This window comes from Hamadaea tsunoensis DSM 44101 (genome assembly GCF_000428945.1).
GTDB classification, from domain to species: domain Bacteria; phylum Actinomycetota; class Actinomycetes; order Mycobacteriales; family Micromonosporaceae; genus Hamadaea; species Hamadaea tsunoensis.
Genome location: NZ_AUAX01000045.1, coordinates 1 through 26,002 on the forward strand (window position 1 = coordinate 1; position 26,002 = coordinate 26,002).

General features: G+C 71.6%; 24 protein-coding genes. 11 read left to right on the top strand and 13 right to left on the bottom strand.

Features of this window, described 5'->3' with window-relative positions:
- On the top strand, window positions 1-349 hold a 349-nt coding region (locus G401_RS0137190), incomplete at its 5' end, for an IS30 family transposase (RefSeq protein WP_027346475.1).
- A gap of 80 nt (window positions 350-429) precedes the next feature.
- On the opposite strand, the gene G401_RS0137195 is transcribed toward G401_RS0137190, so the two are convergent.
- The 4 genes from G401_RS0137195 to G401_RS0137210 form a co-directional block, all read right to left on the bottom strand.
- Complete coding sequence (locus G401_RS0137195) at window positions 430-2,355, bottom strand: M48 family metallopeptidase (RefSeq protein ID WP_027346476.1); 1,926 nt, start codon at window positions 2,353-2,355, stop codon at window positions 430-432.
- 3 nt (window positions 2,356-2,358) lie between these two features.
- Window positions 2,359-2,955 (bottom strand): LemA family protein, encoded by a 597-nt coding sequence (locus tag G401_RS0137200; protein WP_211240955.1) that lies wholly within the window; start codon window positions 2,953-2,955, stop codon window positions 2,359-2,361.
- 75 nt (window positions 2,956-3,030) lie between these two features.
- On the bottom strand, window positions 3,031-3,639 hold the full coding sequence (locus tag G401_RS0137205) for a malonic semialdehyde reductase (RefSeq protein ID WP_027346478.1): 609 nt from the start codon (window positions 3,637-3,639) through the stop codon (window positions 3,031-3,033).
- Window positions 3,636-4,166 (bottom strand): flavin reductase family protein, encoded by a 531-nt coding sequence (locus tag G401_RS0137210; protein ID WP_027346479.1) that lies wholly within the window; start codon window positions 4,164-4,166, stop codon window positions 3,636-3,638. The genes G401_RS0137205 and G401_RS0137210 overlap by 4 nt, the downstream gene beginning before the upstream one ends.
- A 168-nt stretch (window positions 4,167-4,334) precedes the next feature.
- Here G401_RS0137210 and G401_RS0137215 point away from each other — a divergent pair, with 168 nt between their 5' ends.
- Window positions 4,335-4,733 carry a VOC family protein gene (locus tag G401_RS0137215; RefSeq protein ID WP_027346480.1) on the top strand — a complete coding sequence of 133 codons (399 nt, stop codon included), beginning with the start codon at window positions 4,335-4,337 and terminating at the stop codon, window positions 4,731-4,733.
- 802 nt (window positions 4,734-5,535) lie between these two features.
- Here G401_RS0137215 and G401_RS0137220 read toward each other — a convergent pair.
- The 3 genes from G401_RS0137220 to G401_RS0137230 all read right to left on the bottom strand — a co-directional run bounded on the left by G401_RS0137220 (window position 5,536) and on the right by G401_RS0137230 (window position 11,635).
- Window positions 5,536-8,235: an AAA family ATPase gene (locus tag G401_RS0137220; protein WP_034594292.1), complete on the bottom strand. Its 2,700-nt coding sequence runs from the start codon at window positions 8,233-8,235 to the stop codon at window positions 5,536-5,538.
- Between the two features lie 73 nt (window positions 8,236-8,308).
- On the bottom strand, window positions 8,309-10,498 hold the full coding sequence (locus G401_RS0137225; protein WP_027346482.1) for a M4 family metallopeptidase: 2,190 nt from the start codon (window positions 10,496-10,498) through the stop codon (window positions 8,309-8,311).
- Window positions 10,499-10,642: 144 nt separating this feature from the next.
- Window positions 10,643-11,635: a DUF4037 domain-containing protein gene (locus G401_RS0137230; RefSeq protein WP_027346483.1), complete on the bottom strand. Its 993-nt coding sequence runs from the start codon at window positions 11,633-11,635 to the stop codon at window positions 10,643-10,645.
- Between the two features lie 104 nt (window positions 11,636-11,739).
- On the opposite strand from G401_RS0137230, the gene G401_RS0137235 reads away from it, so the two are divergent.
- A complete protein-coding gene (locus G401_RS0137235; protein WP_027346484.1) occupies window positions 11,740-12,777 on the top strand; it encodes a serine hydrolase in 1,038 nt (345 codons plus the stop codon).
- A 217-nt stretch (window positions 12,778-12,994) separates the two neighbouring features.
- Here the strand turns inward: G401_RS0137235 and G401_RS51080 are convergent, their stop codons facing one another.
- Window positions 12,995-14,284 carry a lysylphosphatidylglycerol synthase transmembrane domain-containing protein gene (locus tag G401_RS51080; protein ID WP_157546745.1) on the bottom strand — a complete coding sequence of 430 codons (1,290 nt, stop codon included), beginning with the start codon at window positions 14,282-14,284 and terminating at the stop codon, window positions 12,995-12,997.
- Between the two features lie 116 nt (window positions 14,285-14,400).
- On the opposite strand from G401_RS51080, the gene G401_RS0137245 reads away from it, so the two are divergent.
- On the top strand, window positions 14,401-14,667 hold the full coding sequence (locus G401_RS0137245; protein ID WP_034594283.1) for a DUF2630 family protein: 267 nt from the start codon (window positions 14,401-14,403) through the stop codon (window positions 14,665-14,667).
- Here G401_RS0137245 and G401_RS0137250 read toward each other — a convergent pair.
- Window positions 14,655-14,876, bottom strand: coding sequence for a DUF2277 family protein (locus G401_RS0137250; protein ID WP_027346486.1), 222 nt, complete (start codon window positions 14,874-14,876; stop codon window positions 14,655-14,657). The genes G401_RS0137245 and G401_RS0137250 overlap by 13 nt on opposite strands.
- A 17-nt stretch (window positions 14,877-14,893) precedes the next feature.
- Between G401_RS0137250 and G401_RS51085 the strand changes: the two genes are divergently transcribed.
- The 3 genes from G401_RS51085 (at window position 14,894) to G401_RS53840 (ending at window position 18,904) form a co-directional block, all read left to right on the top strand.
- The gene (locus tag G401_RS51085; protein WP_051367817.1) at window positions 14,894-16,324 is read left to right on the top strand and encodes a beta-N-acetylhexosaminidase; all 1,431 of its coding nucleotides are present in this window, start codon (window positions 14,894-14,896) and stop codon (window positions 16,322-16,324) included.
- Window positions 16,325-16,360: 36 nt separating this feature from the next.
- Window positions 16,361-16,735, top strand: coding sequence for a DUF2784 domain-containing protein (locus tag G401_RS0137260; protein ID WP_027346487.1), 375 nt, complete (start codon window positions 16,361-16,363; stop codon window positions 16,733-16,735).
- A 189-nt stretch (window positions 16,736-16,924) separates the two neighbouring features.
- Window positions 16,925-18,904 (top strand): hypothetical protein, encoded by a 1,980-nt coding sequence (locus G401_RS53840; protein WP_051367819.1) that lies wholly within the window; start codon window positions 16,925-16,927, stop codon window positions 18,902-18,904.
- Window position 18,905: 1 nt separating this feature from the next.
- Here the strand turns inward: G401_RS53840 and G401_RS0137270 are convergent, their stop codons facing one another.
- From G401_RS0137270 to sigK, 4 genes are all read right to left on the bottom strand, one after another.
- Window positions 18,906-20,600, bottom strand: coding sequence for a molybdopterin-dependent oxidoreductase (locus tag G401_RS0137270; protein ID WP_034594286.1), 1,695 nt, complete (start codon window positions 20,598-20,600; stop codon window positions 18,906-18,908).
- The gene (locus tag G401_RS0137275; RefSeq protein WP_027346489.1) at window positions 20,597-21,217 is read right to left on the bottom strand and encodes a fasciclin domain-containing protein; all 621 of its coding nucleotides are present in this window, start codon (window positions 21,215-21,217) and stop codon (window positions 20,597-20,599) included. The genes G401_RS0137270 and G401_RS0137275 overlap by 4 nt, the downstream gene beginning before the upstream one ends.
- Window positions 21,218-21,313: 96 nt before the next feature.
- Complete coding sequence (locus G401_RS0137280) at window positions 21,314-22,012, bottom strand: anti-sigma factor (RefSeq protein WP_027346490.1); 699 nt, start codon at window positions 22,010-22,012, stop codon at window positions 21,314-21,316.
- Complete coding sequence (sigK, locus tag G401_RS0137285) at window positions 22,009-22,581, bottom strand: ECF RNA polymerase sigma factor SigK (RefSeq protein WP_027346491.1); 573 nt, start codon at window positions 22,579-22,581, stop codon at window positions 22,009-22,011. Before sigK ends, G401_RS0137280 begins: the two co-directional genes overlap by 4 nt.
- A 146-nt stretch (window positions 22,582-22,727) precedes the next feature.
- On the opposite strand from sigK, the gene yaaA reads away from it, so the two are divergent.
- From yaaA to G401_RS51095, 4 genes are all read left to right on the top strand, one after another.
- A complete protein-coding gene (gene yaaA, locus G401_RS0137290) occupies window positions 22,728-23,474 on the top strand; it encodes a peroxide stress protein YaaA (RefSeq protein ID WP_027346492.1) in 747 nt (248 codons plus the stop codon).
- 650 nt (window positions 23,475-24,124) lie between these two features.
- Window positions 24,125-24,535 (top strand): RlpA-like double-psi beta-barrel domain-containing protein, encoded by a 411-nt coding sequence (locus G401_RS0137295; RefSeq protein WP_027346493.1) that lies wholly within the window; start codon window positions 24,125-24,127, stop codon window positions 24,533-24,535.
- A 1-nt stretch (window position 24,536) separates the two neighbouring features.
- Window positions 24,537-25,115 (top strand): cell wall protein, encoded by a 579-nt coding sequence (locus tag G401_RS0137300; RefSeq protein WP_245602051.1) that lies wholly within the window; start codon window positions 24,537-24,539, stop codon window positions 25,113-25,115.
- A 48-nt stretch (window positions 25,116-25,163) separates the two neighbouring features.
- Window positions 25,164-25,964, top strand: coding sequence for a MauE/DoxX family redox-associated membrane protein (locus G401_RS51095; protein WP_051367821.1), 801 nt, complete (start codon window positions 25,164-25,166; stop codon window positions 25,962-25,964).
- Window positions 25,965-26,002 lie beyond the last annotated feature (38 nt).

The window sequence follows — 26,002 nt, forward strand, 5'->3', positions numbered from 1 at the left end:
AGTCCTCACCGTCATCCGCGACCTGTTCCGCCGCCTGCCCGAACACCTGACCAAAACAGTGACCTGGGACCAAGGCGTCGAAATGGCCGAACACCACCACATCCAACTCGCCACCGACTGCCGGGTCTACATCTGCGACCCGCACTCACCCTGGCAACGCGGCACCAACGAAAACACCAACGGCCTACTACGCGACTACTTCCCCCGCGGCCGCTTCGACTTCCGCACCATCGACCAAGCCGGCCTCGACGTGGTCGCCGACCAACTCAACCGGCGACCACGCCAAACCCTCGACTGGGACACCCCCACCGAACGCCTCAACCAACTCCTACTTGCACCCACCGGTTGAAACCACCGGGGCAATTGCCCGGAATGCCAGTACATTCGCGCAAGATCGTCGAGAAGTGGGGGTCGAAAAAGTGGGAAGGGTCAGGAGGGGGAGAGGGCGGTCAGGGGTGGGAGCGGCGCGTGCAGGAGCGAGCAGACCGTGCGGAGGAGTTCCGACTCGGCCACCGTCAACCGGCCGTCCTGGCCGATGACCGCCACCGCCGCCTGGACGACCAGCGACTTCTCCGCCGGGGCGAGGGCGTCGAGCCGGTCCCAGACCGCTTCGAGTTCCACGACACCACGCGGCGGCGTGTAGGCGGCGGGCTGTCCGGGCAGCGCCACGGCGGCACCGGCGGCGTACGCGGCCGACGCGTCCTCGGCGGACGAAGCGCCCTCGGCCGCCAGCACGGCGAGGAGGGTCGAGACGGCCGGCACGGACTCCGCGATCGAGCGGGATCCCATGCGCCACTGCGACTTCGGGCGTACGGCGTCCTGCAGGTCCGACAGCAGCAGCCGGGACAGGCAGTACTCGAAGGCGGTGATCCGGCCGTCGGCGTGGATCATCGCGAAGACGTTCTGCAGGAACGCCTCCTGCTGTTCGCGGGGCAGCCCGCGCAGAGCCGGGAAGGCGATCTGCGCCAGCGGCAGCCGCAGTTGCGGGTCGAGCGCGGCGAGGACGCCGCCCTCGTGCCAGGCCGCTTCGGCCAGCCGCTGACCGGCGTGCTGGGCGAGCACCGCGTGCTGCGCCGCGCGCGCCTCGGGGTCGGCCGCCAGCATCAGGCCGAGCAGCACCGGCGCCGCCGTCGCGGTGGACCGCGCCCGGTCCAGCACCGCGTCCGGAATCTCGCCCAGGATCTCCGACGCCCGCTGGTACGCCTCGTTCGTCGGCGCCGCGATCTGGCCGACGACGCCGGCCGAGTCGACGCGTACCGGGCGGGGCTGGGCGGGGACGGGCTGGGCCGGCGCGGACGCGAAGCCGAGCGCCACGTCCTCGGCCAGGCCCGACGGCGGGCTCGCGGCCCACTGCCGGGACAGGTTGTCCAGCTGGCCCGGGTCGAACGACGGTTCGAGCACCTTGATCCGGTCCAGCAGCGGCGGGTGCGTGGCGAACAGCGAGCTCGCCTTGTGGCCGGAGCCGAAGAGCATGTGGCCGACCTCGTCCCGGCGGGCGCTCTTGATCTGCGAGCCCTCGGTGAGGCCGGCGATCTTCTTCAACGCGCCGGCGATGCCGGCGGTCTGCCGGGTGAACTGCACGGCCGAGGCGTCGGCGAGGTACTCGCGCTGCCGTGACACCGACGCCTGGATGATCTGCCCGGCGATGACGCCGATGAATCCGGCGACCAGGAGCGCGATGCCGATGAACGGCAACGGGTTGCCGCCGCCGTCCTTGTTGTCGCGGTTGCGGTTGCCGCCGCTCAGGAAGCCGAACTGGAGCATCCAGCGGCCGACGACGGTCAGGAACAGGATGCCGAACAGCAGGCCCATGAGCCGGATGTTCAGGCGCATGTCGCCGTTGACGACGTGGCTGAACTCGTGGGCGATCACGCCCTGCAGTTCGTCGCGGTTGAGCCGCTCCAGGGTGCCGCGGGTGACCGCGACCGCCGCGTCTGACGGCGACCAGCCGGCCGCGAAGGCGTTGATGCCGTCCTCGTTGGGCAGCAGGTACACCTCGGGTACCGCGACGCCGGAGGCGATCGCGATCTCCTCGACCACATTGCGCAGCCGGCGCAGCTGCGGGTCCGTCGTGTCCTGGGGCACGAGCACGCCGCCGAGCTCCAGGGCGACCTTCCCGCCGCCGCCGCGCAGGCTCGCGGTCCGGAAGAGGCTGGCCAGCCCGATCGCCGCGGCGGTCAGCACGCTCACGGTGACGGCGGTGCCCGCCAGTTGCGCAGGATCGTCGTACGCGCGGAAGGCCACGACGGCGACGATGTCCACGACCAGGACGATGCCGATGACGGCGGCGACGAAGAGCAGCACGAGCCGCGCCGACATCCGGCGTACGCGCTGCTGGCGTGCGAAGAAATCCATCGCTTAGAACTGGACCTTCGGCGCCTGGCGGGCGGCCGGGTCCTCGGTCTCGAACAGGGCGGCCGGCGTGAAGCCGAACATCCCGGCGACCATGCTGGACGGGAACACCTCGCGCTTGTTGTTGTAGCCCATGACCGAGTCGTTGTACGCCTGCCGCGCGAACGCGACGCGGTTCTCGGTCGAGGTGAGCTCCTCCGACAGCTGCATCATGTTCTGGTTCGCCTTGAGGTCGGGGTACGCCTCGGCGACGGCGAACAGTCGGCCCAGGGTCTGCGTCAGCATGTTCTCGGCCCCGCCGAGCTGCTGCATCGCGGCCGGGTCGCCCGGATTCGCGGTCGCGGCGGCCTGCGCGGTGACCGCACCCGTACGCGCGGCGATCACTGCTTCCAGCGTCTCGCGCTCGTGCTTGATGTAACCCTTGGCCGTCTCGACGAGGTTCGGGATCAGGTCGTGGCGCCGGGTCAGCTGCACGTCGATCTGCGCGAACGCGTTCTTGTACCCGTTGCGCGCCCGGACGAGCCCGTTGTAGATCGAGACCAGCCAGCCGACGATGACGACCAGGATCAGAACCAGACAAACGGCACCGATCGCATATTTCATGAGCACTTCCTCAGCTCGGGGCCCGGTCTTCCGACCAGAACTCGGGTCCTAAGCCTAGGCTGCCACGTCCAGCCGTCATACTTCAGCGACTACATCGGCGTACTCCCAGCGTGGGAGGCGTTCGCTCCAGGCGTCCGGTCCCGGCCGGCCGATGTTGACGACCAGCAGGGACCGCCAGCCCGACTCGGCGAAGAACTCGCCGTCCACCCCGGCGTTGTCGAATCCGGCCATCGGTCCCGCGGCCAGCCCGGCAGCGCGTACGCCGAGAATGAAGTAGCCGGCCTGGAGTGTGGCGTTGAAGCGGGCCTGGGCCTCGGCCACCGACTGCTCGGTGTAGTAGTCCTTGACCCAGGGCTTGTGCGGGAACAGGGTGGGAAGCTCGGCGGGGAAGCCCGGATCGGCGGCGAGGATCGCGACGAGCGGCGCGGTCGCGGTCTTGTCGCGGTTGCCGCTGGACAGGTGCGGCAGCAACCGGGTCCGCGCGGCCGCGCTGCGGACGAGCAGAACCCGCAGCGGCTGGCTGTTGTACGCCGTCGGCCCCGAGCGGATCAGGTCGTGGATCGCCTGGACGTGTTCGGGCCCGACGGGCTCGTCGGTGAAGCTGTTGGCCGTACGCGCGGCCCGGAACAGCAGGTCCTGGGCCGCGGTGTCGAGGGCGAGCGCGGCCGCGACGGCACTGGTCACGCGTCGGCCTCGCCGATCCGGTGGTAGCCGCCGTCGTGGTAGAGCAGCGGCGCGGCGTTCGTGTGGTGGCCGGTGATCGGCCGGGCGAGCACGATCGCGTGGTCGCCGACATGGACCCGGTCGATCACCTCGGCCACCAGCGTGGCCGCGACCCCTTGCAGCAGCGGCATTCCGTACGGGCCACGGCGCCACGTGGCGGTGTCGGCGAACCGGTCGATCCCGCGGGTCGCGAAGTTGCGCGCCAGCGCCCGCTGCCCGGCGGCGAGGACGTGCACGGCGACGTGCGGCGCCCGCTCCACCGTCGGCCAGCTGGTCGAGTCGCGGTCGAGGCAGAAGGAGACGATCTGCGGCCGCAGCGACACGGAGGTGAAGGAGGTCGCCGTGAAGCCCACCTGCGGCAGCCCGGCGGTGGGTGGCGCGGTGACGACGGTGACGGCGCTCGCGTGCCGCCGCAGCAGGTTCAGAAAGAGGTGAGGGTCGATGCCTGCCGGGCTGAGCCCGGCGTCAGGTTCGGCCGTGAGGGTCATGAGACCAACGCCTCCTCGTTAGGGGTACTTCCGACCCTAGCAGGGCGAGCGCTCAATGTCACCATATCCTATGGGAGTACTAGGATATGGGATTCTCTCCTTACCTATCTTCGATGGATGTCGGTCTCCCGGGAACCCCTGAATCCGCGGCGGCCTACCGTGGTGACCATGACATCGCGCGTACGCCAGCTCCGCCTCGTCGTCACCGCCGACGATTACGACGCCGCCCTCCGCTTCTACCGGGACGTCCTGGGTCTGGAAGAGGAGGCCGCGTTCAGCTCCGAGGGCGGCCACGTCACGATCCTGGACGCCGGCCGGGCCACGTTGGAGATCGCCGACCGCCGGCACGCGGACTACATCGACTCCGTCGAGGTAGGACGGAGGGTCGCGGGCCCGATCCGGGTCTGCTTCGAGGTCGCCGACGCCGAGGCGGTCACCGACTCCCTCGCGGACGAGGGCGCGACCGTGGTCGCCGCGCCGGTGGAGACGCCGTGGAAGTCGCTGAACGCGCGGCTCGACGGCCCGGCCGGACTGCACCTCACGATCTTCCAAGAGCTCGAGCAGTGAAGGCGCATTAAAGATCCTTTTTAAGATCTTTTGTCCTGGGTTCGTCGATCTCACCTCCGCTCCTCCCGCGGGAGACCGCTCCGGCCCCTCCGCTGCGCTCCGAGGCCTCCACTGCCAGGTTTCGCGGGCGACGCATCCTTCGCCGTCGCCCGGTCACCGTCCACGAGGGACTGTTGCGACGATCTTGCGCGTATGTCCCGAATTTCGTACGTTGTATCTGGAATGCCCGAACATTCGGCTCTTCACCCGTATGTGTGGGTGCTCCGTCGCGGACGCGTACCGCCGCGATGATCGAGGTGGGTTTCTGGTCGTGCGGCGAAGATCGAGGTGGCGTTCCGGCTGTCCTGGCGACCAGAACCCCGCCTCGATCTTCGTATCACGACCGGCAACCCACCTCGATCATGCAGCCAGACCCTGAAGGCCAAGGGCCGTGGGACACCGTTTCATCCGGGCGACGGTAGACGGCAGTGCATGGCACGAATCGCCGGCGCATAAGCGTGCGGTGTTCGCCGCCGACCGGCAGCGGGCAGTGCCCACCAGCCTTGATCATGTCACTTATATATGTCGAAATCCGGTCGCCGCAACATATATGAGTGACATGATCACGGCCGAGCGGTCCACTTCGACATATACGCGCGACATGATCAAGGCCGGCGGGGCGATCGGCCGATCTACCCCCGGAACTGCCAGGCGTACGCGGACCGCCCGGCCGACGCGACCCACACAAGCCACCGGAGTGCCGAACATTCGCGCAAGATCGCCGGAAGTGGCGGGCGCGGGCAGGGCGGGGGAGGGGGATCGGTCAGGGTTCGCGTTGGGCCAGTTCGGCGCGGCCGCTGACCCCGAACCGGCGGTACAGGCGGGTCAGGTTCGCCTCGACGGCCTTCACCGACAGGTGCAGCGACGTCGCGATGGTCCGGTTGCTGGCGCCGTCGCGGAGGAGTTCGAGGAGGCGGCGGTCGAGGTCGCCGATCGGACCGTCGGCGGGGTCGAGCTGGTCGAGCGCCTCCTGCGTGTGGACCAGCCAGGGCGCGCACCCCGCGTCCTCGAAGATCCGGACCGCGTCGGCGAGCGCGGCCCGGGCGGCGGCGCGGCGGCGGGCCCGGCGTTCCAGGGCGGCCAGCGTCAGCCCGCACCGCGCGATCTCCAACGGGTACGCGTGCCCCGGCGCCATCAGCGTACGGAGGCGTTCGGCGGCTGCCCGCGGATCGCCGGTGGTCCCGTCCAGCAGCGTCTGTACGCGTTCCAGCCCCAGCGTGACGATGTGCCGCCCGTGCCGTTCGGCTTCCCGGCGGCCGTCGGACAGGACGGCGGCGGCGGACGCGTACTCGCCGGACAGGACGAGGGCTTCGGCGAGGTCGGCGTGGAACAGGATCATCGCCGGATCCAGGTAGCCCAGGTCGCGCAGGAGGTCCCGGCCGAGGGCCAGCCGCCGGGCGGCTTCGGCGGGGCGGCGGCGGATCAGCTCGACGCGGCCGAACAGGATGTGCGCGTACGCCTCCCATTCCGGGTCCTGTGTGGACTCGGCGGTGGCGGCGGCCGTTTCCAGGGCCTCGATGGCGACGTCGAGCGTGCCGGTGTTGAGGGCGGCGGCCCCGCGCAACGTGAGGCCCGCGGCGGGCGGCAGGTCGATGTCGGCCCACAGCATGGCGGCCAGCGCCCCGGCGTCGGCGGCGTCCCGGCAGCGGCCCGCGCGCTCGTAGGTGGACGCGGCGATGTAGAGCACCCGGCCGAGGTCGCGCGTACGCCCCGCCCGTTCGACGTCGGCCCGCAGCTGCTGGATGGTGGCGATCGCACCGGCCGTGTCGCCCCGGCGGAGCAGGACGACGGTCTGCGCCTGGCGTACCCAGACGATGGCGTCGCTCAGCGGGCGGCCCTCGGCCAGCCGGGCGGCCTCCGCGAGCGCGGACAGCGTGCCGCCGGTGTCGCTCTGCATCTCGTTGGGCACCAGCACGCCCAGCGTCTCGATGAGCACGTCCACGTCGCCGCAGGCGCGGGCCAGCCGCAGCGCCTCGTCCATCTCGGCGACCGCCGCGTGGAAGCCGCCGACCCGCGCGATCGTCTCGACGCGTACCCGGGCCACGCGGGCGGTCAGGACCAGGTCGCCGGCCGCGTCCACCGACGCCGCGTCCAGCAGCTCGTACACCGCCTGCGGGCCGGCCCCCTCCAGGTCCGCGAGCAGCAGCCGGGCGCGTACCCGGGCGGCCGGGTCCGCCGTGCGCAGGATCGCGGCGCAGTCGGCCCGGGCCGCCGCGCCCAACCCCGCCGACACGGCGTACGTCGCCGCCTCCAGCAGGCGCTGCACGGCCAGAGCCTCATCCGTCGTACGCGCTGCCGCGAGCCTGCTGAGCGTCGCGGCCGTGCCGGGGGCGCCCCGGCCGGCGGCCAGCTCGGCGGCGTGGGCGATCTCGTCGGCCAGGGCCGGATCCCGTTTCGTGGTCGCGAGTGCCTGATGCCGGGCGCGTTCCACCGGATCGGCGACCAGCCCGGCGAGGCGGGCGTGGGCGGCCTGCCGGGCGCGGGGCGGCGCGTCGCCGTAGACCAGCTCGGCCAGCAGCGGGTGGCGGAAACGCAGGCCGCCGTCGGGCTCGCCGACGAGGATGCCCGAGGCCAGCGCGGCGGACAGGCCCGGATCGCGTTCGCGGAACAGCTCCCGGCCCGGTCTCGCCGCCGCGGCGACCTGCAGCAGCACCGGGCGGGTGGCGGCCGGCAGCTCGCCCAGCCGCTCGGCGAGCAGGCCGCGCAGCCGGTGCGGGACGGGCAGCGGGTCGAGGTCGTCGACGCCGCCGGTCGGCCGGCTGGCCCGCGCGAGTTCCAGGGCGAACAGCGGGTTGCCGCCGCTGGCCGCGCAGATCCGGTCGAGCACCGCGTTCACCGGCGGCTCCGGTACGCGCGCCCGCACGACCTGGGCCACGGCCGAGGCCGACAGTCCACTCAGGACGATCTCGTCGACCGGTGCCGGGATCAGTCCGGCCCGGTCGTCGCCGGACTCGGGCTCGTTGACCGACAGCTGGGTGGCGATGACGCGTACCCGGGAGTTTTCCAGGCGGCGGGCGGCGAAGGCGAGAACCGCGGCGCTGGCCGGATCGACCAGCTGGGCGTCGTCGATGACCAGCAGGACCGGCCGGCGGGCCGCGAGCCCGCGCAGCAGCTCGACCACGGCGACGCGGATCGCGAGCTCGTCGGTGGCGGTGGCCGGGGTGACCCGCAGGAGCGCGCTGTCGAGGGCCTGGCGCAGGTGGTCGGGGAGCAGCTCGGCGGGCTCGGTGGACAGCGGGCCGAGCAGGTCGAGAAGGGCGAGATAGGGCAGGCCCGCCTCGGCGGCGGTCGGCTGCGTCCGCAGGACCAGGTCGCCGGCGGCCGCGGCGTGCTGGGCGATCGCCGCGAGCAGGGTGGACTTGCCGATGCCGGCCGGCCCGCGCAGCAGGACACCGCCACCTTCGGCGATGCGCCGCAGGCCACGGCGCAGCTCGTCCTCCCGCCCGACGAAGATCGATGCCACCGGCAAAGTCTGCCGCGAATCGCGCCCGCGCGCGACCACCTTACGGGTCGCGCGCGGGCCTCGACGGCGTCGATCAGCCGAGAGAAACGTCATCGAGCAGGAAATCGGTCGCGAGGTACTGGTCCTCGGTGCCGAGGAACTTGACGGTGACGGTCTGGCCGGCGTACGCGGACAGGTCCAGCGAGCGCAGGACGTAGCCGCCACCGGCGTTGGCGTTGCTCCAGGTCTGCTTGGTGACCCCGTTGACCTGGACCTTGAGGGTGTCGTACGCGGTCGAGCCGGACTCCGCGGTGGTCACCGAGAGGTAGTACCGCAGGGTCCCGCCGGCCGGCACGGTGACGGTCTGGGAGATGGACTCCGAGTACGCGTACCCGTAACCCAGCAAGTAGGCGAAGTAGCTGCCGCCGTGCGCGGTGCCGCCGTAGCTGCCGTTGGAAATCGTGTAGGTGTTGCCGGTCCAGCCGGTCGTCCCCGACTCGAAGCCGCCGTTGACGATCGCGTTGCCGCTCGGCGGCGGGCTGCTCGTCGGGCTCGTGGTCGGGCTGCTCGTCGGGCTGGTGCTCGGGCTGGTGCTCGGCTGCGGGCTGGCCGACGGGCTCGTGCTCGGCTGCGCGCTGCCGGTCGGGGACGGCAGGGCCGAGCCGACGCTGACCGCCGCCCACGCAACCGAGACCTGCCAGTACTCGACGCTGCTCGCGCCGTACAGGTCCTTGGCCGCGTTGAGGGTGGCCGTACGCGCGCTCGCGTAGTTGGTCGTCGACGTCATGTAGACCGTCAGCGCCCGGTACTCGATCGCGGCCGCCTTGTCCCGGCCGATGCCGGCGACGGTGGAGCTGTTGCAGGTGACGCCGTTGTGCGAGCGGCCGCCGATCGTCTTCGCGCCGCTGCCCTCGGACAGCAGGTAGAAGAAGTGGTTGCCGATGCCCGACGAGTAGTGCACGTCGAGGTTGCCGACGCCCGAGTACCAGCAGCCCTTGGAGGCGCCGTCGAGGGTCGGGTCGTCCATCCGCCGCAGCGCGCCGGCGTTGCCCACCGACCAGTTGATCTTCTCGCCGATGTAGTAGTCACCGGGGTCGGCCGAGTTGTTCGCGTAGAACTCCACGACCGTGCCGAAGATGTCGCTCATGGACTCGTTGAGGCCGCCGGACTCGCCGGAGTACTGCAGCCCGGCCGTGTTCGACGTGACACCGTGGGTCAGCTCGTGGCCGGTCACGTCCAGCGACACCACCGGGGTGCTGCTGTTGGACGAGTTGCCGTCGCCGAACACCATGCAGAAGCAGCTGTCCTGCCAGTACGCGTTGAGCAGGTTGCTGCCCACGTGCGCGTACGCGGTGGCGCCCACGCCGTCGCCCCGGATGCCGGAGCGGCCGAACGTGGCCTTGTAGTAGTCCCAGGTCTTCGACAGGCCGTAGTTCACGTCCACGCCGGCCGTCGCCCGGTCGGTCTTCGCGCCGTTGCCCCACACGTTGTCGGAGTCCGTGTACAGGGTCGCCCCCGACGACGGGCTGTTCTCCGAGGCGCCGTGCGAGTCGTAGATCTTCGTGTTGCCGCGTACCGGGTCGGTCATGGTGTAGGAGCCGCCCGACTGGGTGGTGTCGAGCGAGACCTGGCCGACCAGCAGGCTGTTGCCGGTGCCGGTGACCTCGTGGATGAGCTCGTAGTTGTCGATCACCGAGCCGCTGTCCGCGTCGGTCACGACCATCTCCCGGGTCAGGTGCCCGGTCGCGTCGCTACCGTCGACAGTGGACCGGTACGCCAGCCGCGGCACGCCGGTCACGGCGTACACGACCAGGTCGGCCTGGGTTCCGCGGTGCTTCTGGCCGTGCCGGGCGTGGCCAGGAGCGGCGGCCAGGGCCTGCTGGCGCGTGATCTTCGGCGTCTCCGAGGCGAGATTGATCGACCCGGCGTACGCCCAGTCGCTCGTGCGGATCGAGCCGTCGGCCCCGCGGTGCACGACGAGATCGCCGCCCACCACCGGGATGCCCGCGTAGGTGCGGTCGTAGCGAACGTGGCGGCTGCCGTCCGAGTCGACGGTCACGTCCTTGGCCACCAGGCGTTCCCGGGAACCGAGCCCCAGCGCCTTCGCGACCTGCGCCGCCTCGCTCCCGGCCACCCGCAGCGCCTCCCCGCGCTGCTGGACGGACAGGAAGCGGGGCGCGACGGTCGCCTCCCGCGCGGCGGTCGTGGTGGCCTGCGCCAGCCCCACCCCGCCGAGTGTCAGCACAGCGGTCGCGGCGACCGCGACCACGGCTCTGCGTGACATGTCGTGTTCCTCTTCCGGGCCCGGGTCAGGGGGTTGGCGTCCACGTCTGTGAACGGCCGGTGTACGGGCCCGGAAGGAACGTAGAACCGTATCGACGGTTGTCAGAAGCAGGGCAAGGGGCGGTCAAGGGTCCCGCAGGGGAGATCACCTATCGGCGGTAGGGGAACCCCACGACGCGTACGCGGCGCGCAGCGCGGCCCGGTTCTCGGGCTGGCTGAGCACGTTGTCGCTGTCGGCCCACTGGTCGATGGGGCCGAGGTCCACCGGCAGGCTGCGCAGCCGGGGATCGCGGATGCCGGCCCGGTGCCGCTGGACCAGATCGGCCCGGATCGTCCGGACCGGACGGTCGAAGAAGGGTTCCGTCGCCGGGGCGCCGTTCAGCCGGTCGGCCACCGCGCAGATCGCGGCCTCCCGGTCCCGCCAGTCGTCGGCGAACACGCCGCTCAGGTCGAGTTCGACCGGCAGCAGCTTCTCGCGCCACTTGGCGTACGGCGGCCATTTCCGGTGCAGCAGGTACGCCAGCCGCATCAGATCGCCGCCGATCCGCGCGCTGATCAGGCGCGACTGCGTCTCCTGCCCGGTCGTCGCGCTCCGCCCGAGCATCGGCAGCCGCCCGCCGATCCGGGCCCACGCCGAAGCGACCACGTAACACTCGACCTCGGCGGGGTACCAGGCGAGCCGCTCGCGCAGCGGGGCCAGCCCCTGGGTGGCGTCGACGAAGACGGTCCCGGCGGTCACCTCCAGCACGGCCTGCCCGGTCAGCATCAGCCAGTCGATCGGCCCCCACGGCGTACGCGGATCCAGGGTGAGCCGGTCCCGCGCGAAATCGTCCACTGTGTCCACGGACACCCGGTGGGACTCCGACTGGTCCCACGTGACCGGGAAGCGTACGGGGTGGCCGTCGAACTCGTCGGGCAGCCGCTCGTCGAGCAGCGCCCGGATCTCGGCCACGGCATCGGGTTCGTCGACGAGGATGGTGAGCCGGCAGCCCCAGTCGTGATCCCGGCTGCGGTCGTCGTCCGTGCCCAGCACGTCCGAGCCGGACCCCAGGCGGCCGGCCGCGTACGCGTACCGCTCGATGATCGGGGCGACGACCTGGTCGTGGAAGGCTTGCGCCAGTTCGGTTCCGTTACGCACGCACCAGTATGCAACGTTTCCCGGCCGGGGGGCGTCATGACTATGGCGGGCTGGATCATGCCCGGTCCGCCGCCTCACGGGGTTCACAACCAAAGGAGAAGCGCGTGACCGCTCAGTTGAGCCGCCGGACAGCCCTCGCGTTGGGTAGCGTCGCAGCCGGAGCCGCCGTCGTCGGGACGGCCTCACCCGCTCTGGCAGAGGAGGGCACCGTGCCCGCTGGGACGACCACCACCCCTGTCCCGTCGACCAACAAAGTCACCACTGCCATCGGCCGGGCGTACCGGACCGCCGCCACGGCCGCCGGGGGCACCTGGAACTCCTTCATCACCGTCGCCGGGTCGGACGGGGTCGTGCGGACCGCCGTGGACACCGCGGCCGACGTGGTGGTGGAGGCGTACAGCGTCAACAAGATCGCGGTCGCCACCGCGGTACTGGACAAAGTGGACCGGGGCCTGCTCAGCCTCGACCAGCAGATCGAGGTCAGCTCGGCCATCGTCATCCCGGGCGGCGACGGCATCTTCTCGCTCGACGGCGCGTACCCGAGCCTGGTGACGGTCGGCCACGCCCTCGCGGCCCTGCTCACCGTCTCCGACGACACGGCCGTACGCCTCTGCGGACTGGTCGCGCCCGCGCTGGAGATCAACCAGATCCTGGTCGACAAGGGCTTCCCGCTGACGCAGGTGCAGCCGGTGGCCAACCCGAACCGCTTCTACCTGGGCACGTCGACCGCGCGCTCGACCCACGGCATCCTGCAGGCCCTCGCCGCCGGTACGCTCCTCAGCCCCTCGTCGACCGAGTACCTGCTCACCGTGCTGCGCTCGCCGATCGCGTTCACGGACGGCATCCGCCGGACGATGTCGGGCGACGAGCGGGCCCGGATCGCCACCAAGGCGGGCTGGTTCGACGACGGCGGCCGGGGCGAGGCGGGCATCGTGTTCGACGCGTCGGGTGCGCCGTCGCTGACCTACGCGATGTTCTCGTTCGGCCAGGCGGACCCGGCGAACTTCGGTGCCACGCACCCGGCCGTGCAGGCCCGGGCCACGATGGGCCGCCAGTTCCTGGACATCCTCGGTGCCGCCGCCGGTACGCCGCTCGCGATCAAGCGGAAGGCGCCGGTCCGCCGCCTCACGAACGGCAACTGACCGTCCCCCTCCCCTCGATCGGACGCCGTCCGATCGTCCGGGGTGCGCCCGTCAAGGTGCGACGATCTTGCGCGAATGTCCCAAAATTCGCGGCTTATGCCGGAATAGCCCGGACATTCGCGCAAGATCGTACGAGAAGGCCGGGGCCCCGGGGCGGGGCGGGGGCGTGGCGAGTGGGGGCGTGGCGAGAGGGGGCGGGGCGGGAGAGGGCGGGGCGTCAGGGGCGGCGGCGGCGGCAGGTGCGCGCCGGGGTGCGGACGTGTTCCGGGCCGGTGGGCGGGATCGGGAACGTCGGCAGGACCGCCGCCATCGAGAACGCCGCCGGGGTCGCGAACATCTGGGTCACCCACACCGAGGGCTCGTGCCGGGCCGCACCGAGGCCGGCGACCTCGGCGGACGGGGCTTCCGTGGTGGTGGCCGCGGCCAGGCCCAGGGCGGCCGGCCGGCGGTCGACCGTGAGGACCGGTCCGTCCGGGACGGGGGCCGCGCCCAGCCCGGCGCCGACGCCCAGCACGTCCTCGGCTGCTCCGTCCTCGCCCGGTGCGTCCACGGTCGTCTCGGCGGTGGCCGGACCGGGGGCCGCGGATCTGGTGAGGCGGCGCATGCCCGCCCAGGCCACGAGGCCGATCGGGATGATCAGCCAGCACGACAGGACGCGGTACCCGAGCACCGCCACGGCCGCCGAGGCGTTGCTGGCCCCGGCGCCGACGAGACCCGCGAGCAGGCCGGTCTCGATGACGCCGATGCCGCCCGGGGTCAGCGGGATCTGCCGGATGACCTGCACGGCGAGGTAGGTCGCGGCGACGGCCGTCACCGGCAGCGAGACGTGGAACGCGTGCAGCACCGCCACCAGGCAGATCAGGTCGAACAGCCAGTTGACGATCGCGAAGTACAGCGCCGCGAGCCAGTGCCGCGGTGCGATCTGGTGGGCCGCGGTGACGAGCGGTTCGAGACGCGTACCGGGGCGGGGCCGCCACAGGCGCCACACGAGCGCGACGACGACCGCGGCGGCCAGCGTGGTCCCGGCCAGCAGCTTGATCGGCACGACCCCGGAGACCGCGCCGCCGATCAGGTAGAGCACGCCGAGACCGACGAACGACATGAGCCCCGAGAGGATCATGACCGCCATCGCGACCGGCTTGCTCGCGCCCTTGGCCCGGAACTGCTGGAACGCCCAGCCGGCCGAGACCGCCGAACCCGCGGGCAGGCTGATCGCGATGGCCGAGCGGCTGACCGTGAGGGCCATCGAGAACGGCATCGACATGCGTACGCCGAACGCCTTCAGCAACCGCCGCTGCTGGCGGGCGAACATGCCCAGGGAGGCGAGTTCGGCGAGGGCGGCGACGGCCATCCAGCCGGTCGAGGCGGAGTGCGCGGCGAGCACGACATCGCCGAGATCGGGAACTTTGCCCCGGAGTACGAAGTACACGAGTGCGGCTGCGGCGAAGTAGAACGCCCACCGCAGGTATTTGCGGACCGGGCGTGCCGCCACGGCCGCCTCACTCACCACGCCAGCGTCCTCCGCCCCCCGGCCCGCTCGCAAGATCGGATGACGCGAAACACATCCCCTGGCAGACTGAGCAGCGTGGCGGGACCACGCTGAGAACGCGACAGGAGTGCCTGATGGCCGAGAGCCCGAAGCAGATGACCGACGACCAGATCCTCGCCCACATCAACGAGCTGGAGGCCGAGGAGCGCCTGCTGCGCCAGAACCTGGGCGCGGGCCGGCTGAGCGTCGAGGAGGAGCAGGCCCGGCTGGCCGCCCTCGAGGTCGAGCTCGACCGCAGCTGGGACCTGCTGCGCCAGCGCCGGGCCAAGGCCTCGGCGCACCAGAACCCCGACGACGCGCAGGAGCGCCCGGCCGTCCAGGTCGAGAACTACGAGGGCTGACGACCGGCGCGTACCTGCAGGGAACCCAGGAGTTCGGCGGTGGCCCGGGTCACCGCCGCAACGGCGGCGTCGAACGCCTCGGCGTTGTGGGCGGCCGGCGCGCGGAAGCCCGAGATCTTGCGGACGTACTGCAGGGCCGCTGCCCGGATGTCCTCCTCGGTCACGAGCTCCTGGAACGGCGGGCGCAGGGTCTTGATGCTTCGGCACATGCCCCGATTATCTGCCTATGATCACGCGCATGCTGCCCCGCGCGCTGCTGCCCGCCCCCACCCGCGTCACCTGGCTGGAGGGCAGCTGCGCCCTCACCGGCGTCACCGCCCCGCCCGCGATCGCCGAACTCGCGTACGAGCTGCTCGGGCTGTCGTCCGGGCCCGGCCTCACCGCCCGGATCGTCGACGATCCGAGCCTCGGGGACGAGGGCTACCGGCTCAGCGCCCGGCCCGAGGGCATCATCGCTGAAGCCGCCGCGGAAGCCGGCCTGCGCTGGTCCCTGCAGACCGTGCGCCAGCTGCTCTCCCCCGGGGAGTACGCCATCCCCGCGGTCGAGATCGAGGACATCCCGAGAATGGGCTGGCGGGGGGCGTTGCTCGACGTCGCCCGGTGGTGCCATCCGATCGAGTTCGTGCACAAGTTCGTCGACGAGATGGCGATGCACAAGCTGAACACGCTGCATCTGCACCTGACCGACGATCAGGGCTGGCGGTTCGAGGTCAAGGCGTACCCGCGGCTGACCGAGGCCGGCGCCTGGCGTCGCGAATCGAGCCTCGGCCCCGGCCGGGACGGGAAGTTCGACGGTCGTCCGCACGGCGGCTTCTACACCCAGGAACAGCTGCGCGACCTGGTCGCCTATGCGGCCCGGCGAGGCGTACGCGTCCTGCCGGAGATCGATCTTCCCGGGCACATGCAGGCGGCCGTCTGCGCGTACCCCTGGCTGGGAAACCTGGACGAGCAGCTGGAGGTACGCACGGCCTGGGGCATCTCGGAGCACGTTCTGAACACCGACGACGCGACGCTCGACTTCGCGCGGACGGTGCTGGACGAGGTCGTGTCGGTGTTCCCGTTCGAGTACGTGCACCTGGGCGGGGACGAGGTGCCGCTGACCGAGTGGCGGGCGAACCCGCGGGCCCTGGCCCGGGTCGCGGCCGAAGGGCTCGGCGGCGTGCACGAGCTGCTCGGCTGGTGGACGGCCCGGATGGGCGAGCACCTGGCCACCCACGGCCGCAGGATCGCCGGCTGGGACGAGCTCGTGGACGCGGCTCCGCCGGCCGACACGCTGATCTTCGCCTGGCGCGGCGCCGAGCGTGTCGACGCGGCCCTCGCGGCGGGGCATCAGGTGATCGCGGTTCCGCAGGAATACGTCTACCTGGACTGGCCGCAGACCGACGATCCGCGCGAGCCGCTGGCCATCAGCCAGCCGCCGACCCCGCTGGAGCGCGTCTACGGGTTCGATCCGCTGCGTCCGGGCGTCCTCGGTACGCAGGGAATGCTCTGGAGCGAGTACACGCCAACCCCCGACCTGGTCGAATGGCGGGCCTGGCCCCGGCTGGCGGCGCTCGCCGAGGTGGCGTGGTCCGGGCGTTCAGCGGATTTCGAGGAGCGGCTCGCCGCCCATCTGCCCCGCCTCGCCGCCATGGGCGTCAATTATCACCGATTCTGATCACCCGTACGCCGCCGGGCGCTTTACGCTGATCACGTGGCGTACCGGCTGCTGGCCGAGGCGACGATGGTGGTGCACTTCGTCGTCCTGGTCTACCTGCTGATCGGCGGCTTCCTGGTCTGGGTCTGGCCGTGGGCCATCGTCCCGCACCTCGCCATGGTCACGTGGGGCGTGAGCAGCACGGCTCTTGGCTGGCACTGTCCACTCACGATGCTGGAGGACTGGGCGCGACGGCAGTCGGGCGGTCCCGGGCTCACCACCGGCTTCATCGACCACTACATCACCGGCGTGCTGTACCCCCAGCGATATGTGGCCTTGGTGCAGATCTTCATCGGCCTCGTCGTCGCGTTCTCCTGGGCCGGCGCCTACGTTCGGTGGCGTCGCGTACACGCACCGTCCTCACTCGTTTGAGGGATGAATTCGCCCAGCTCATAGGGTTTTGGCCGCCCCGATGTGCCAGGGTTATCAGCATTGATGGCGATTTGCTTGGTTATGCCGCCGCAACTCTGTGATGTGGATCACCAAGAGAAGCTGGGCAGTCGCGTTTCCCCTGGTTAAGTTCGACCGATGCGCCCCCAGCATGACCCCCAGGATTCATCCGTGTCGTCATGGCTCGACGCGTTGCGTACGCCGTCGCCCCGCGAATCGGAGTGGGCCGACGTCCCGTTCTGGGAGCCGCCGGCAACCGCGCCGGATCCGGCGGAGATCATCGACTCGACGGCTGAGGACCTGCCCAGCGTGGGCAGCGGCTGGGAAGAGCCCGCGGCCGGCCCGCTCGACAGCACCGAGCCGGTGGTGGCGTTCGTCGAACCGGGCACCGCCGCGGAGTCCGGCGTCGAGTCGCGGGGAGCTGCCGGCGGCACCGGGCCGGTGTCCGAGCCTGCTTCCTCCGTCGAGCCGTCCGGGATGTCGGCTGGGGCGCGCCGGTCGCGCTCGGCGGACGCGACCGTGGTGTTCGACCGGGTCGGGCGGCTGCCGGCGCAGCGGCCCGCGGGCAAGCCGGGCCAGCACCGGCTAGCCAAGGGAACCGCCGCCGAGAGCGCTCCTTCCCCGGAGCCGGTCAAGGGCGCTTCCCCGAAGGGGGCAGCCCAGGAATCCGCCAAGAGTGCTGGGGGCAAGGACTCCGCCAAAGGTGCTTCCGGCAAGGGTGCTTCCGGCAGGGAGAAGGACGGCAAGGGGCGCGCGAGTCTGCCGTCCGTGTCGCTGCTCTCGCCGTCCGGGTTCTTCACGACGCTGCCGCCGGGCGTGATCCCCCCGGTGCCGGCGAAGCCCAAGCCGACCGCGAAGAAGGCGGCCCCGCAACCAGCCTCCCAACCGGCCCCCCAGCCGGCGAAGGACGCCCCACAGGCGATCACCGCGCCGGAGAAGCACGCCGAACTGCCGTCCGCCGAGCGGCCCGCACTGACCGCCGGAGACGCGCTGCGCCGCACGACCGGCGCGCACCGGGCGGTCACCGGGGACGCGCGGCGGTCGCGCTCACTGGCCGACACCGGGCCGCGGCGGGCGATCGAGGCGGCCCCCGGCGTGCCGGACCGGCCGGCGATCGAGGCAGCGGGCGCGCCTGCGGCCATCGAGAGCACCGGTGCGGCCGTCGAGAGCGCGGGGGCGCGCCGGGCCGTCGAGGCGGCGCGTGAGCGTACCGGGTCGCATCGGGCCATCGGCTCGTCCACGTCCTCGTGGCAGGCACCGGAGAAGAAGAACCGCGCCAAGGGCCCGGGCCGGCACTCCGTCGAGGCGCTGAGCTTCACCGCCGAATTCGAGGCGATCGCCCGCGAGACCACCCGCGAGTTCGAGGAGACCGCCGAGCGGATGGGCGTCGAGCCGACCCGGCACCTGCGCGCGGCCGGCCCGCTCACCCCGGGCCTCGCTCCGCTGCGGGCCGTACGCGGCTCGGCGAAGATCGGCCGGCTCGTGGCGCTCGGGCTCGTGGCCCTGCTGGGCGTGGGCGCGTTCGCCGCCCGGCCGAAGCACGAGGATCCCGACGTGGCCGCCCGGCTGGCCGCCGACCGCAGCGCCGCCACGGCCGCGGACCGGTCGCTCGACCGGACGCCGGCGTCGGCGAGCGCCAACCCGATGTCGACCGCGGCCGCCACGACCAAGCCGTCCGCGTCCGCGTCCGCCTCGCCGAAGGCCGGCCCGACCAAGGCTCCGCTCGTCGCCGGGCTCGACCGGATGCAGATGGACAACGCGCAGACGATCGTCCAGGTGGGACAGAAGCTCGGCATCCCGAAGAGGGGCCTGATCGTCGCCATCGCGACGGCGATCCAGGAGAGCAACCTCTACAACCAGGCCAGCTCGGCGGTGCCGGAGTCGCTCAACTACCCGCATCAGTACTCGTCGGTCGACTACGACTCGGTCGGGCTGTTCCAGCAGCGTACGAGCATGGGCTGGGGGACCGTGAAGCAGATCATGGACCCGGTCTACTCGGCGACCAAGTTCTACAACGCGCTGAAGCAGGTCTCCGGCTGGCAGGGCATGGCGATCACCGTCGCCGCCCAGACCGTGCAGGGCTCGGCGTTCCCCGACGCGTACGCCCAGCACGAAGGGGTCGCGACGACGGTCGTGAACGCCCTGACCTGATTCAGGACACCATCACCGAGAGGGTGTGCCAGCCGGTCGCCCCGTCGGGGAAGGGCGTCTGGCGCTTCTCCGGCTGGACCGCGCCGGTCGTGTCGGTCGCGCGTACGCGCAGGCTGTGGCCGCCGGTCCGGGCCTGCCAGGTCAGCCGCCACTGCACCCAGGTGTCGGTGGACGGGACGGGCAGCAGTTCGGCCGGCATCCACGGGCCGTCGTCGGCCTGCACCTCGACGGCGCGGACACCCCGGTGCTGCGCCCACGCGACCCCGGCGACGGTGACCGGCCCGGCGGTCAGCCCGGTCGCGAACGGAGCGGGCTTGTCGATCCGGGAGCCCGTCTTGACCGGGGCCCGCCGTGCCCAACCCCGCTTCACCCAGTACGCGTCGTAAGCGTCGAATGTGGACAGTTCCAATTCCGTCACCCACTTGCAGGATCCGGCGTACCCGTAGAGGCCGGGGGTGAGCATGCGTACCGGGTAGCCGTGCTCGGGCGGGAGCGGCCGCCCGTCCATCGCCACGGCGAGCATGCCGTCGCGGCCGTCGAGAAGGACCTCGGTGGGCGTACCGATGGTCATGCCGTCCACGGACCGGGCGACGACCTGGTCGGCGCCGGCCCGCACGCCCACGGCCCGCAGCAGCCCCGCCACCGGTACGCCCAGCCAGCGGGTCGTGCCGATGTACGGCCCGCCGACCTCGTTGGAGACGCAGTTCAGGGTGATGTCGCGCTCGATCAGGCCGCGGTCGAGCAACTGTCCGAAGTCGAGGGTCGTCGGGTGGTCGACCAGGCCGTGAACGGTCAGCCGCCAGCGGTCGACGTCGATCTGCGGGACGGTGAGCGCGGTGTCGACACGGTAGAACTTCCCGGCCGGCGTGTAGAAGTCCGGCGTCGTGACGCGCGGGCCGGCCGGTTCCTTCGGCGCCGGAAGCGCGAGGTTCTCCCGCGAACGGGCCGCGGCGCCGCCCTTCGCCCGCTGGATGACCCCGGCCGCGCCGCCCGCGACGACCGCGGCTCCGCCCACGACCCCGGCCGCCACCAGAAACCCCCGCCGCGACCCGCCGCCCTTGACCCCGCCGCCCTTGACCCCGTCGCCCGCGGCCCCGTCGCCTGCGGGCGCCCCGTCCTTGATCCCGTTTGGATCAGGGAAATCACCCGAATCTTGGCCCAAGATTACGTGCGAATCCCTGATCCAAACGGGATCTTGGGGACCGGGACCGGGGGCGGGGGCGGGACCGGGGGCGGGGGCGGCGGGAGCGGGGGGAGCCGGTAGGCGGGGGCGGAGGTAGGCGAGGGCGGCTACCGCGACCACGCCGGCCACCAGTGCGGGAACCACGTCGAAGGGCTGGGCCGCCGGGCGGGTCAGCGCCGCGAACACGCCGACCGCGCCCAGCAGCCCCATCGCGCACAGCCCCGCGAGTGGCCGGCGCGACGCGAGCATCCCGGCGAGCATCGCCAGGATCACGAGCACGATCCCGATTCCCAGGAGCAGCAACGGTTTGTCGCGCGTACCGACGGTGCGGACGGCGTACTCCTTGACCGGGGTCGGGGTCGCGTCGATGATCGTGCCGCCGATCGTGACCAGCGGCGACGACTCCGGACGGACGATCGCCGCCACGAGCAGCGCCGACGCGAGCCCGAGTCCGGCGGCGAGGAGACCGCTCAGGGCGGCGTACGCGCCCCGAGCGGTCGGGATCAGTCTCATGACGGCATCAGGACGCCGTCGACGATGTAGACGATCGCGTTCTGCGTCTGGACGTTGCCGCAGACGACCGTCGCCGTACCGTTGACCTTGAAGTTCTCGCCGCTGCCCGTGACCGTCAGGTTCTGGCCTTCGAGCGTCTTGTGCGTACCGGCGAGCTGGTCGGGCGTGATCTTCCCGGCCACCACGTGGTAGGTGAGGATCTTCTTCAGGGTGGCCTGGTCGGCCAGGACCTTGTCGAGATCCGCCTTCGGGATCTTGGCGAAGGCGTCGTTGGTCGGCGCGAAGACCGTCAGCTCGGGCGCGCTGTTCAGCGTGTCACCGAGGTTGGCCTTGCCGACGGCAGTGACCAGGGTGGACAGCGCGGGATTGCCCGAGGCGGCGGTCGCGACCGGTACCTTGGCCATCGCGTCGAAGCTGCCCGGGTTGGACGCGTCGGTCGGCACCGAGGAACACGCCGGGCCGAACGGCTCGCTCATGGAGCTGGAAGCCGACGCCGACATGGCGGGCGCGGCGCTCGAGCCGGTGGCCTCCGTGGCGGCGTTGGAGCTGCACGCGGCCAGGGCCACGGCGGCCGCACCGGTGGCGAGTACGGCGGCGAACTTGCGCTTCGTGTTCATGGATCGGTCCCCTCTGGTGCTGTGATCGTGCTGACACCAGGTATTCGGGACCGATCCAGGAAAGGCTGGGTGCAAATCCCAGCAATCTCCAAAAAATCAGGTCATAGGCACTTGAGCCACCATGGGCAGCGTCGGCTTCGCCGAGCCCCCCGCCGGCTCCACGGTCATCCCCAGCACGTCCGTCCCGCGTATCCCGTCCAGATAGCGCGTGGTCGAGGTCGCCCCGGCCGCCATCGTCAGCGCAGGCTGCTGGTGCTCACCCTGGATCATCCACAGCTCGTACGCCTTGCCGGTGCCCGGATCCGTAGCGTCGCTCACGACCACGACGGCCGCGTCGTTGGCCGGGGACATCACCACCGTCATCTTCCCGCCGCCGGTGATGGCGCTGACGCGTACCGTCGCGTCCGGTGCGGACAGGACCTTCTCGATGCGCTCGGCCGGGCGTACGCGGAAATCTTGAATGGCCCAGGTGACACCCGCGGTGAGCAGGACGAGGACCGCGGCGGCGGCGGCGAGCATGGCAGTGGTGCGATGCCGCCAGCGCGGCGCGGGCGGGCGGCGCGGCGGGGTCTGACGGGTCTGCCGGACGCGGGACAGCACGTGCGCGCGCAACCGCGGCGGCGGCACGGACCAGGTGTCGTCGGCCAGCCGGGCGGCGGCCTCGCGCAGCTCGGCGACCTCGGCGGCGCAGCTGGCGCAGGTGGCGAGGTGGCGGTCGAACACCGCACGGTCGGCGTCGTCCAGCGCGTCCAGCACGTACGCCCCCGTGAGCAGGTGGATGTCGTCGGTGGTCATCGCGCCACCTCCACTCCGAGGCAGTCACGCAACCGGATCAGCCCGTCCCGCATGCGTGTCTTGATCGTGGGCAGGCCGGCGTCGAGCAGCTGGGCGACCTCCCGGTAGGTGTACCCGCGGTAGTACGCCAGCGTGATCGCCTCGCGCTGCAGATCGGTGAGCGTACGCAGGCAGCGCCGGACCAGTTGCCGTTCGAGCCGCCCGTCGACCTCGTCGGCCACCTCGTCGGCAGGGGTGGCGGCGGGCGGCGGGGCCAGCTTCTGCACGCGGTCCGCGGCGGCCTGCTCGGCGCGTACACGGTCGACGGCGCGGCGGTGCGTGATCGTGAAGATCCATGCCGTCGCGGAACCCTTGCCGGCGTCGAACCGGCTGGCGGTCCGCCACACCTCGACGAGCACCTCCTGCGCCACCTCCTCGGCCTGGGCCGGATCGCGCAGTACGCGTCTGGCCAGCCCGAACACGCGGGGGGAGATCAGATCGTAGAGGCGGGCGAAGGCGTCCTCGTCCCCCCGTGCGACCAGGCGCAGCAGGGCCGCCGGATCACCCGGGGCCGTCGCGTCGGCCCCCACCGGCGCGGAGTCGTACGCGGACTCGTACGCCCCCGTCGCGGGCTCATGCGCCACCCGGAGTCGTCGTTTCTCACTCGGCATACCTCGTATTCGGCGCGGCCGGTCGCCCGGATGGGTCCGCGGGACCTCCGGACTAAGCTGCTGACGTGCTCGTTCTCCTGCCACCTTCGGAGGGCAAGGCCGCCGTTGCGACCGGACCCGCCCTCGACCTCGCCGGACTGAGCTTCCCGGAGCTGAACCGGGCGCGGACGCGTACGCTCACCGCGCTGGTCAAGCTGTGCGCCCGCAAGCGGCCCGGCCCGGCCCTCGAAGCGCTCGGGCTCTCGTCGGGCCAGACCGGCGAGGTGGAGAAGAACGCCGGACTCAAGGACGCGCCGACGATGACGGCGGCGGAGCTCTACACCGGCGTCCTCTACGACGCCCTCGAACTCGCCACGCTCCCGCCCGACGCGTCGGCCGCCGCCGCCGACGCGATCGTCATCTCCTCCGGCCTCTGGGGCGGCGTACGCCTCACCGACCGCATCCCGTCCTACCGCTGCTCGATCGGGGCGAACCTGCCGCCGCTGGGCGGGCTGGCCGCCTTCTGGCGCAAGCACCTCTCGCTGCCGGCCGACGGCCTCGTCCTCGACCTGCGCTCCTCCGCGTACGCGGCCATGTGGACACCGCCGGCCGACCGGACCGCGACCGTGCGGGTGCTCCACGAGCGGGCCGGAAAGCGTACGGTCGTCAGCCACTTCAACAAGGCGACCAAGGGCCGGCTCCTCCGCGACCTGCTGATCGCCGGAGTACGGCCGTCGACCCCGGCGGAACTGGCCGGGGCGCTGCGCGACCTCAAGTACACGGTCGAGGAGGCGCGGCCGGGCGCCCTGGACGTCATCGTCCACGAACTCTGACCGTCACGGGCCTGCTCGAAGGCCTGCTCGAAGGCCTGCTCGGGGGCATGATCATGAGGAGCGCCTTGATCATGTCGCGTCCAATCGGCAAGGAAGCGCTCTCCCGCCGAATGGACGTTACTTGATCACGTCGAGGCGCCCTCCTGCGCCGGAATGGCGCGACATCATCATGGGGAACCTCGCCGAGTAGCTGTGGGCGGGGTGGCCGGCGGTGATCGAGTACCCGGAAGCTGTAGAAGTGGATCTCCATTGCTTGATCAAGAGCCGGGGATCTGCAAAAACGGGCCGTTTCTGACAGTATCCGGGTACTTGATCAAGCCGACGCCCCGCGCGCGCCCACAACCGCCCCCAAGATCCCGCTTGGATCAGGGATCTCCACGTAATCATGGCCCAAGATTCGGGTGATTTCCCTGATCCAAGCGGGATCTTGGGGCCGGGGCCGGGGCCGGGGCCGGGGCCGGCGCTGGGGCGGGGGCCGGGGCCGGCGCTGGGGCGGGTGTGGTCGTGAAACATGGGTGAAACGTTTGAACGGGGGGAGAAAGTTCCCCGTGAATCATTGACGAACTAGGATCTTATACTCATCATTATGGACAAGTGTCGATGGGCCTATCGCACCCCTTCCTGATCCCCCGTCCGGAAAGGAGTAGCCCATGACCGGGGTCTACGGAGAAGTGTCCTGGTTCTGCTGCGGCAGCTCGTGGGGCCCGTGCGGCACCGCCGGCCACGGCGCCTGCGGCACCTGCAACTCGGGCAGCTACCAGCACGCCTGGCCGAACACGTCGGACGCCTGCCACGCCATCACGAACCCCGAGGCGTGCGGCACCAGCCTGTCGCGGCGCGGCTGCGGCTTCAAGCACTACACCACCAACCGCTGCACGGGCGCCAAGATCGGTACGACGATCGCCGACTGCGGGCCGCAGACGGACCTGTTCTGCGGCGAGACGTCGTGCTGCGGTTCGGTGTGCGGGTCGAATCGGCTGATCGACCTCACTCCCGCCGCCTTCAGCGCCATCGCGAGCCTGTCCAACGGGCTGCGGCCGGCGTACGTGGATGTGGTGTGAGATGGACCGTCGCGCTCTGCTCACCTCGGCCGTCCTGGCCGGCGCCACCGCGTTCGGCTCGCTCGCACCGGAGACGGCGTTCGCGCAGGCCGCCGCGCAGCCGGTCCAACCGGGCGAGAAGGACCCGAACTTCGCCGAGGGCCGGGTCACCGGCCTCGTCGACACGATGCTGATGGTCACCGGCTCGGACAACACGTTGTGGCGCATCAGGATCACGCAGGGGACGAGCATCTGGAAGCTGCGTCCGACCACATTGGACAAAGTCGCCGTCGGGGACGGGCTCTACGCCCGCGGCGCGCGGCTCGCCGACGGCACGCTCGCCGCCGACGCGGTCTGGGTGAACATCGTCAACCTCCAGGTGCACATCGCCGCCCTCAGCCGCAACACCATCCACTTCGACCACCGCGGCAAGCGCGTCGTCGGGCACGTCGTACCCGGCACGTCCGCGGCGGTCTACAACGGGACGCCCGCCATCGGCGACATGTCGATGGTCCAGGTCGGCAAGCACGCCCAGGTCATCGGCGCGTGGCTGCCCGACACCAACGAGATCGAGATCGCCACCCTGCACACTTCCGCCTAGGCACCCGGCCGGGTGCGGCCGGCCGGTCCGCTCACTCGAGGACGGACCATGACTTCGCTGCAACCCATCCTGCTCGCCGCGGTCCTGCTCTGGTCCGCGCGGCTCAAGACTTTCAGCAAGTACGCCGAGTCCAGCGCCCGGCGTTCGCCCCTGGCCCGGCTGCTCGGCGACCGGCGGGCCGTGCCGGCGTACCGGGGCGTGGGGGTGATCGAGGCGGCGGTCGCGGTGCTGCTGCTCGTCCGGCCGTCGATCGGCACCTGGGCGTGCGCCGCTCTCGGCGTCGGCTTCGTCGCGTACCTGGCGTACGGGCGGCTGTTCGCGAAGGAGGCGTCCTGCGGCTGCATGTCGGCCCAGCCGTCGCCGATCCGGGCGCGCAGCTTCCTGCGGGCGTTCCTGGTGATCGCCCTGGCGCTGGTCCCGGTCCCGGTCTCGCTCGCGGGCGCCGGCCTGGTCGTCGCCGAGGCGCTGCTGTTCGCCGCCCTGTCGACCGAACTGGACCGGCACTGGCTGGTGCCGCTGCGCCGGCTCAAGGCCCGGTGGACGCATCCGCTCGCGTCGCCCGGCGACTTCCCCGTTCCCGTCGCGTCGTCCGTGGAACAGCTCCAGCGCAGTTCGGCGTACCGGGAGCTCGCCCCGAGCCTGCGCTCGGACCTGCGTGAGCATTGGGACGAGGGGGAGTGGCGGCTGCTGCTCTATTCGGTGACCCACGCGGGCGTGCCGGCGTCGGTGGTGTTCGCGGTGCCGCGGCTGCGGTACGCGCCCACGGACGTACGCGCGGCCGTCGTGGCGGAGTCGGGGGAGACCCTGGCCACCCTCCACTCCGCCGCCCAACCCGAGTACGCGATCTGAGGTGGAATTCCTTGCGGCCGGCCCCGCGCGGATGTTGA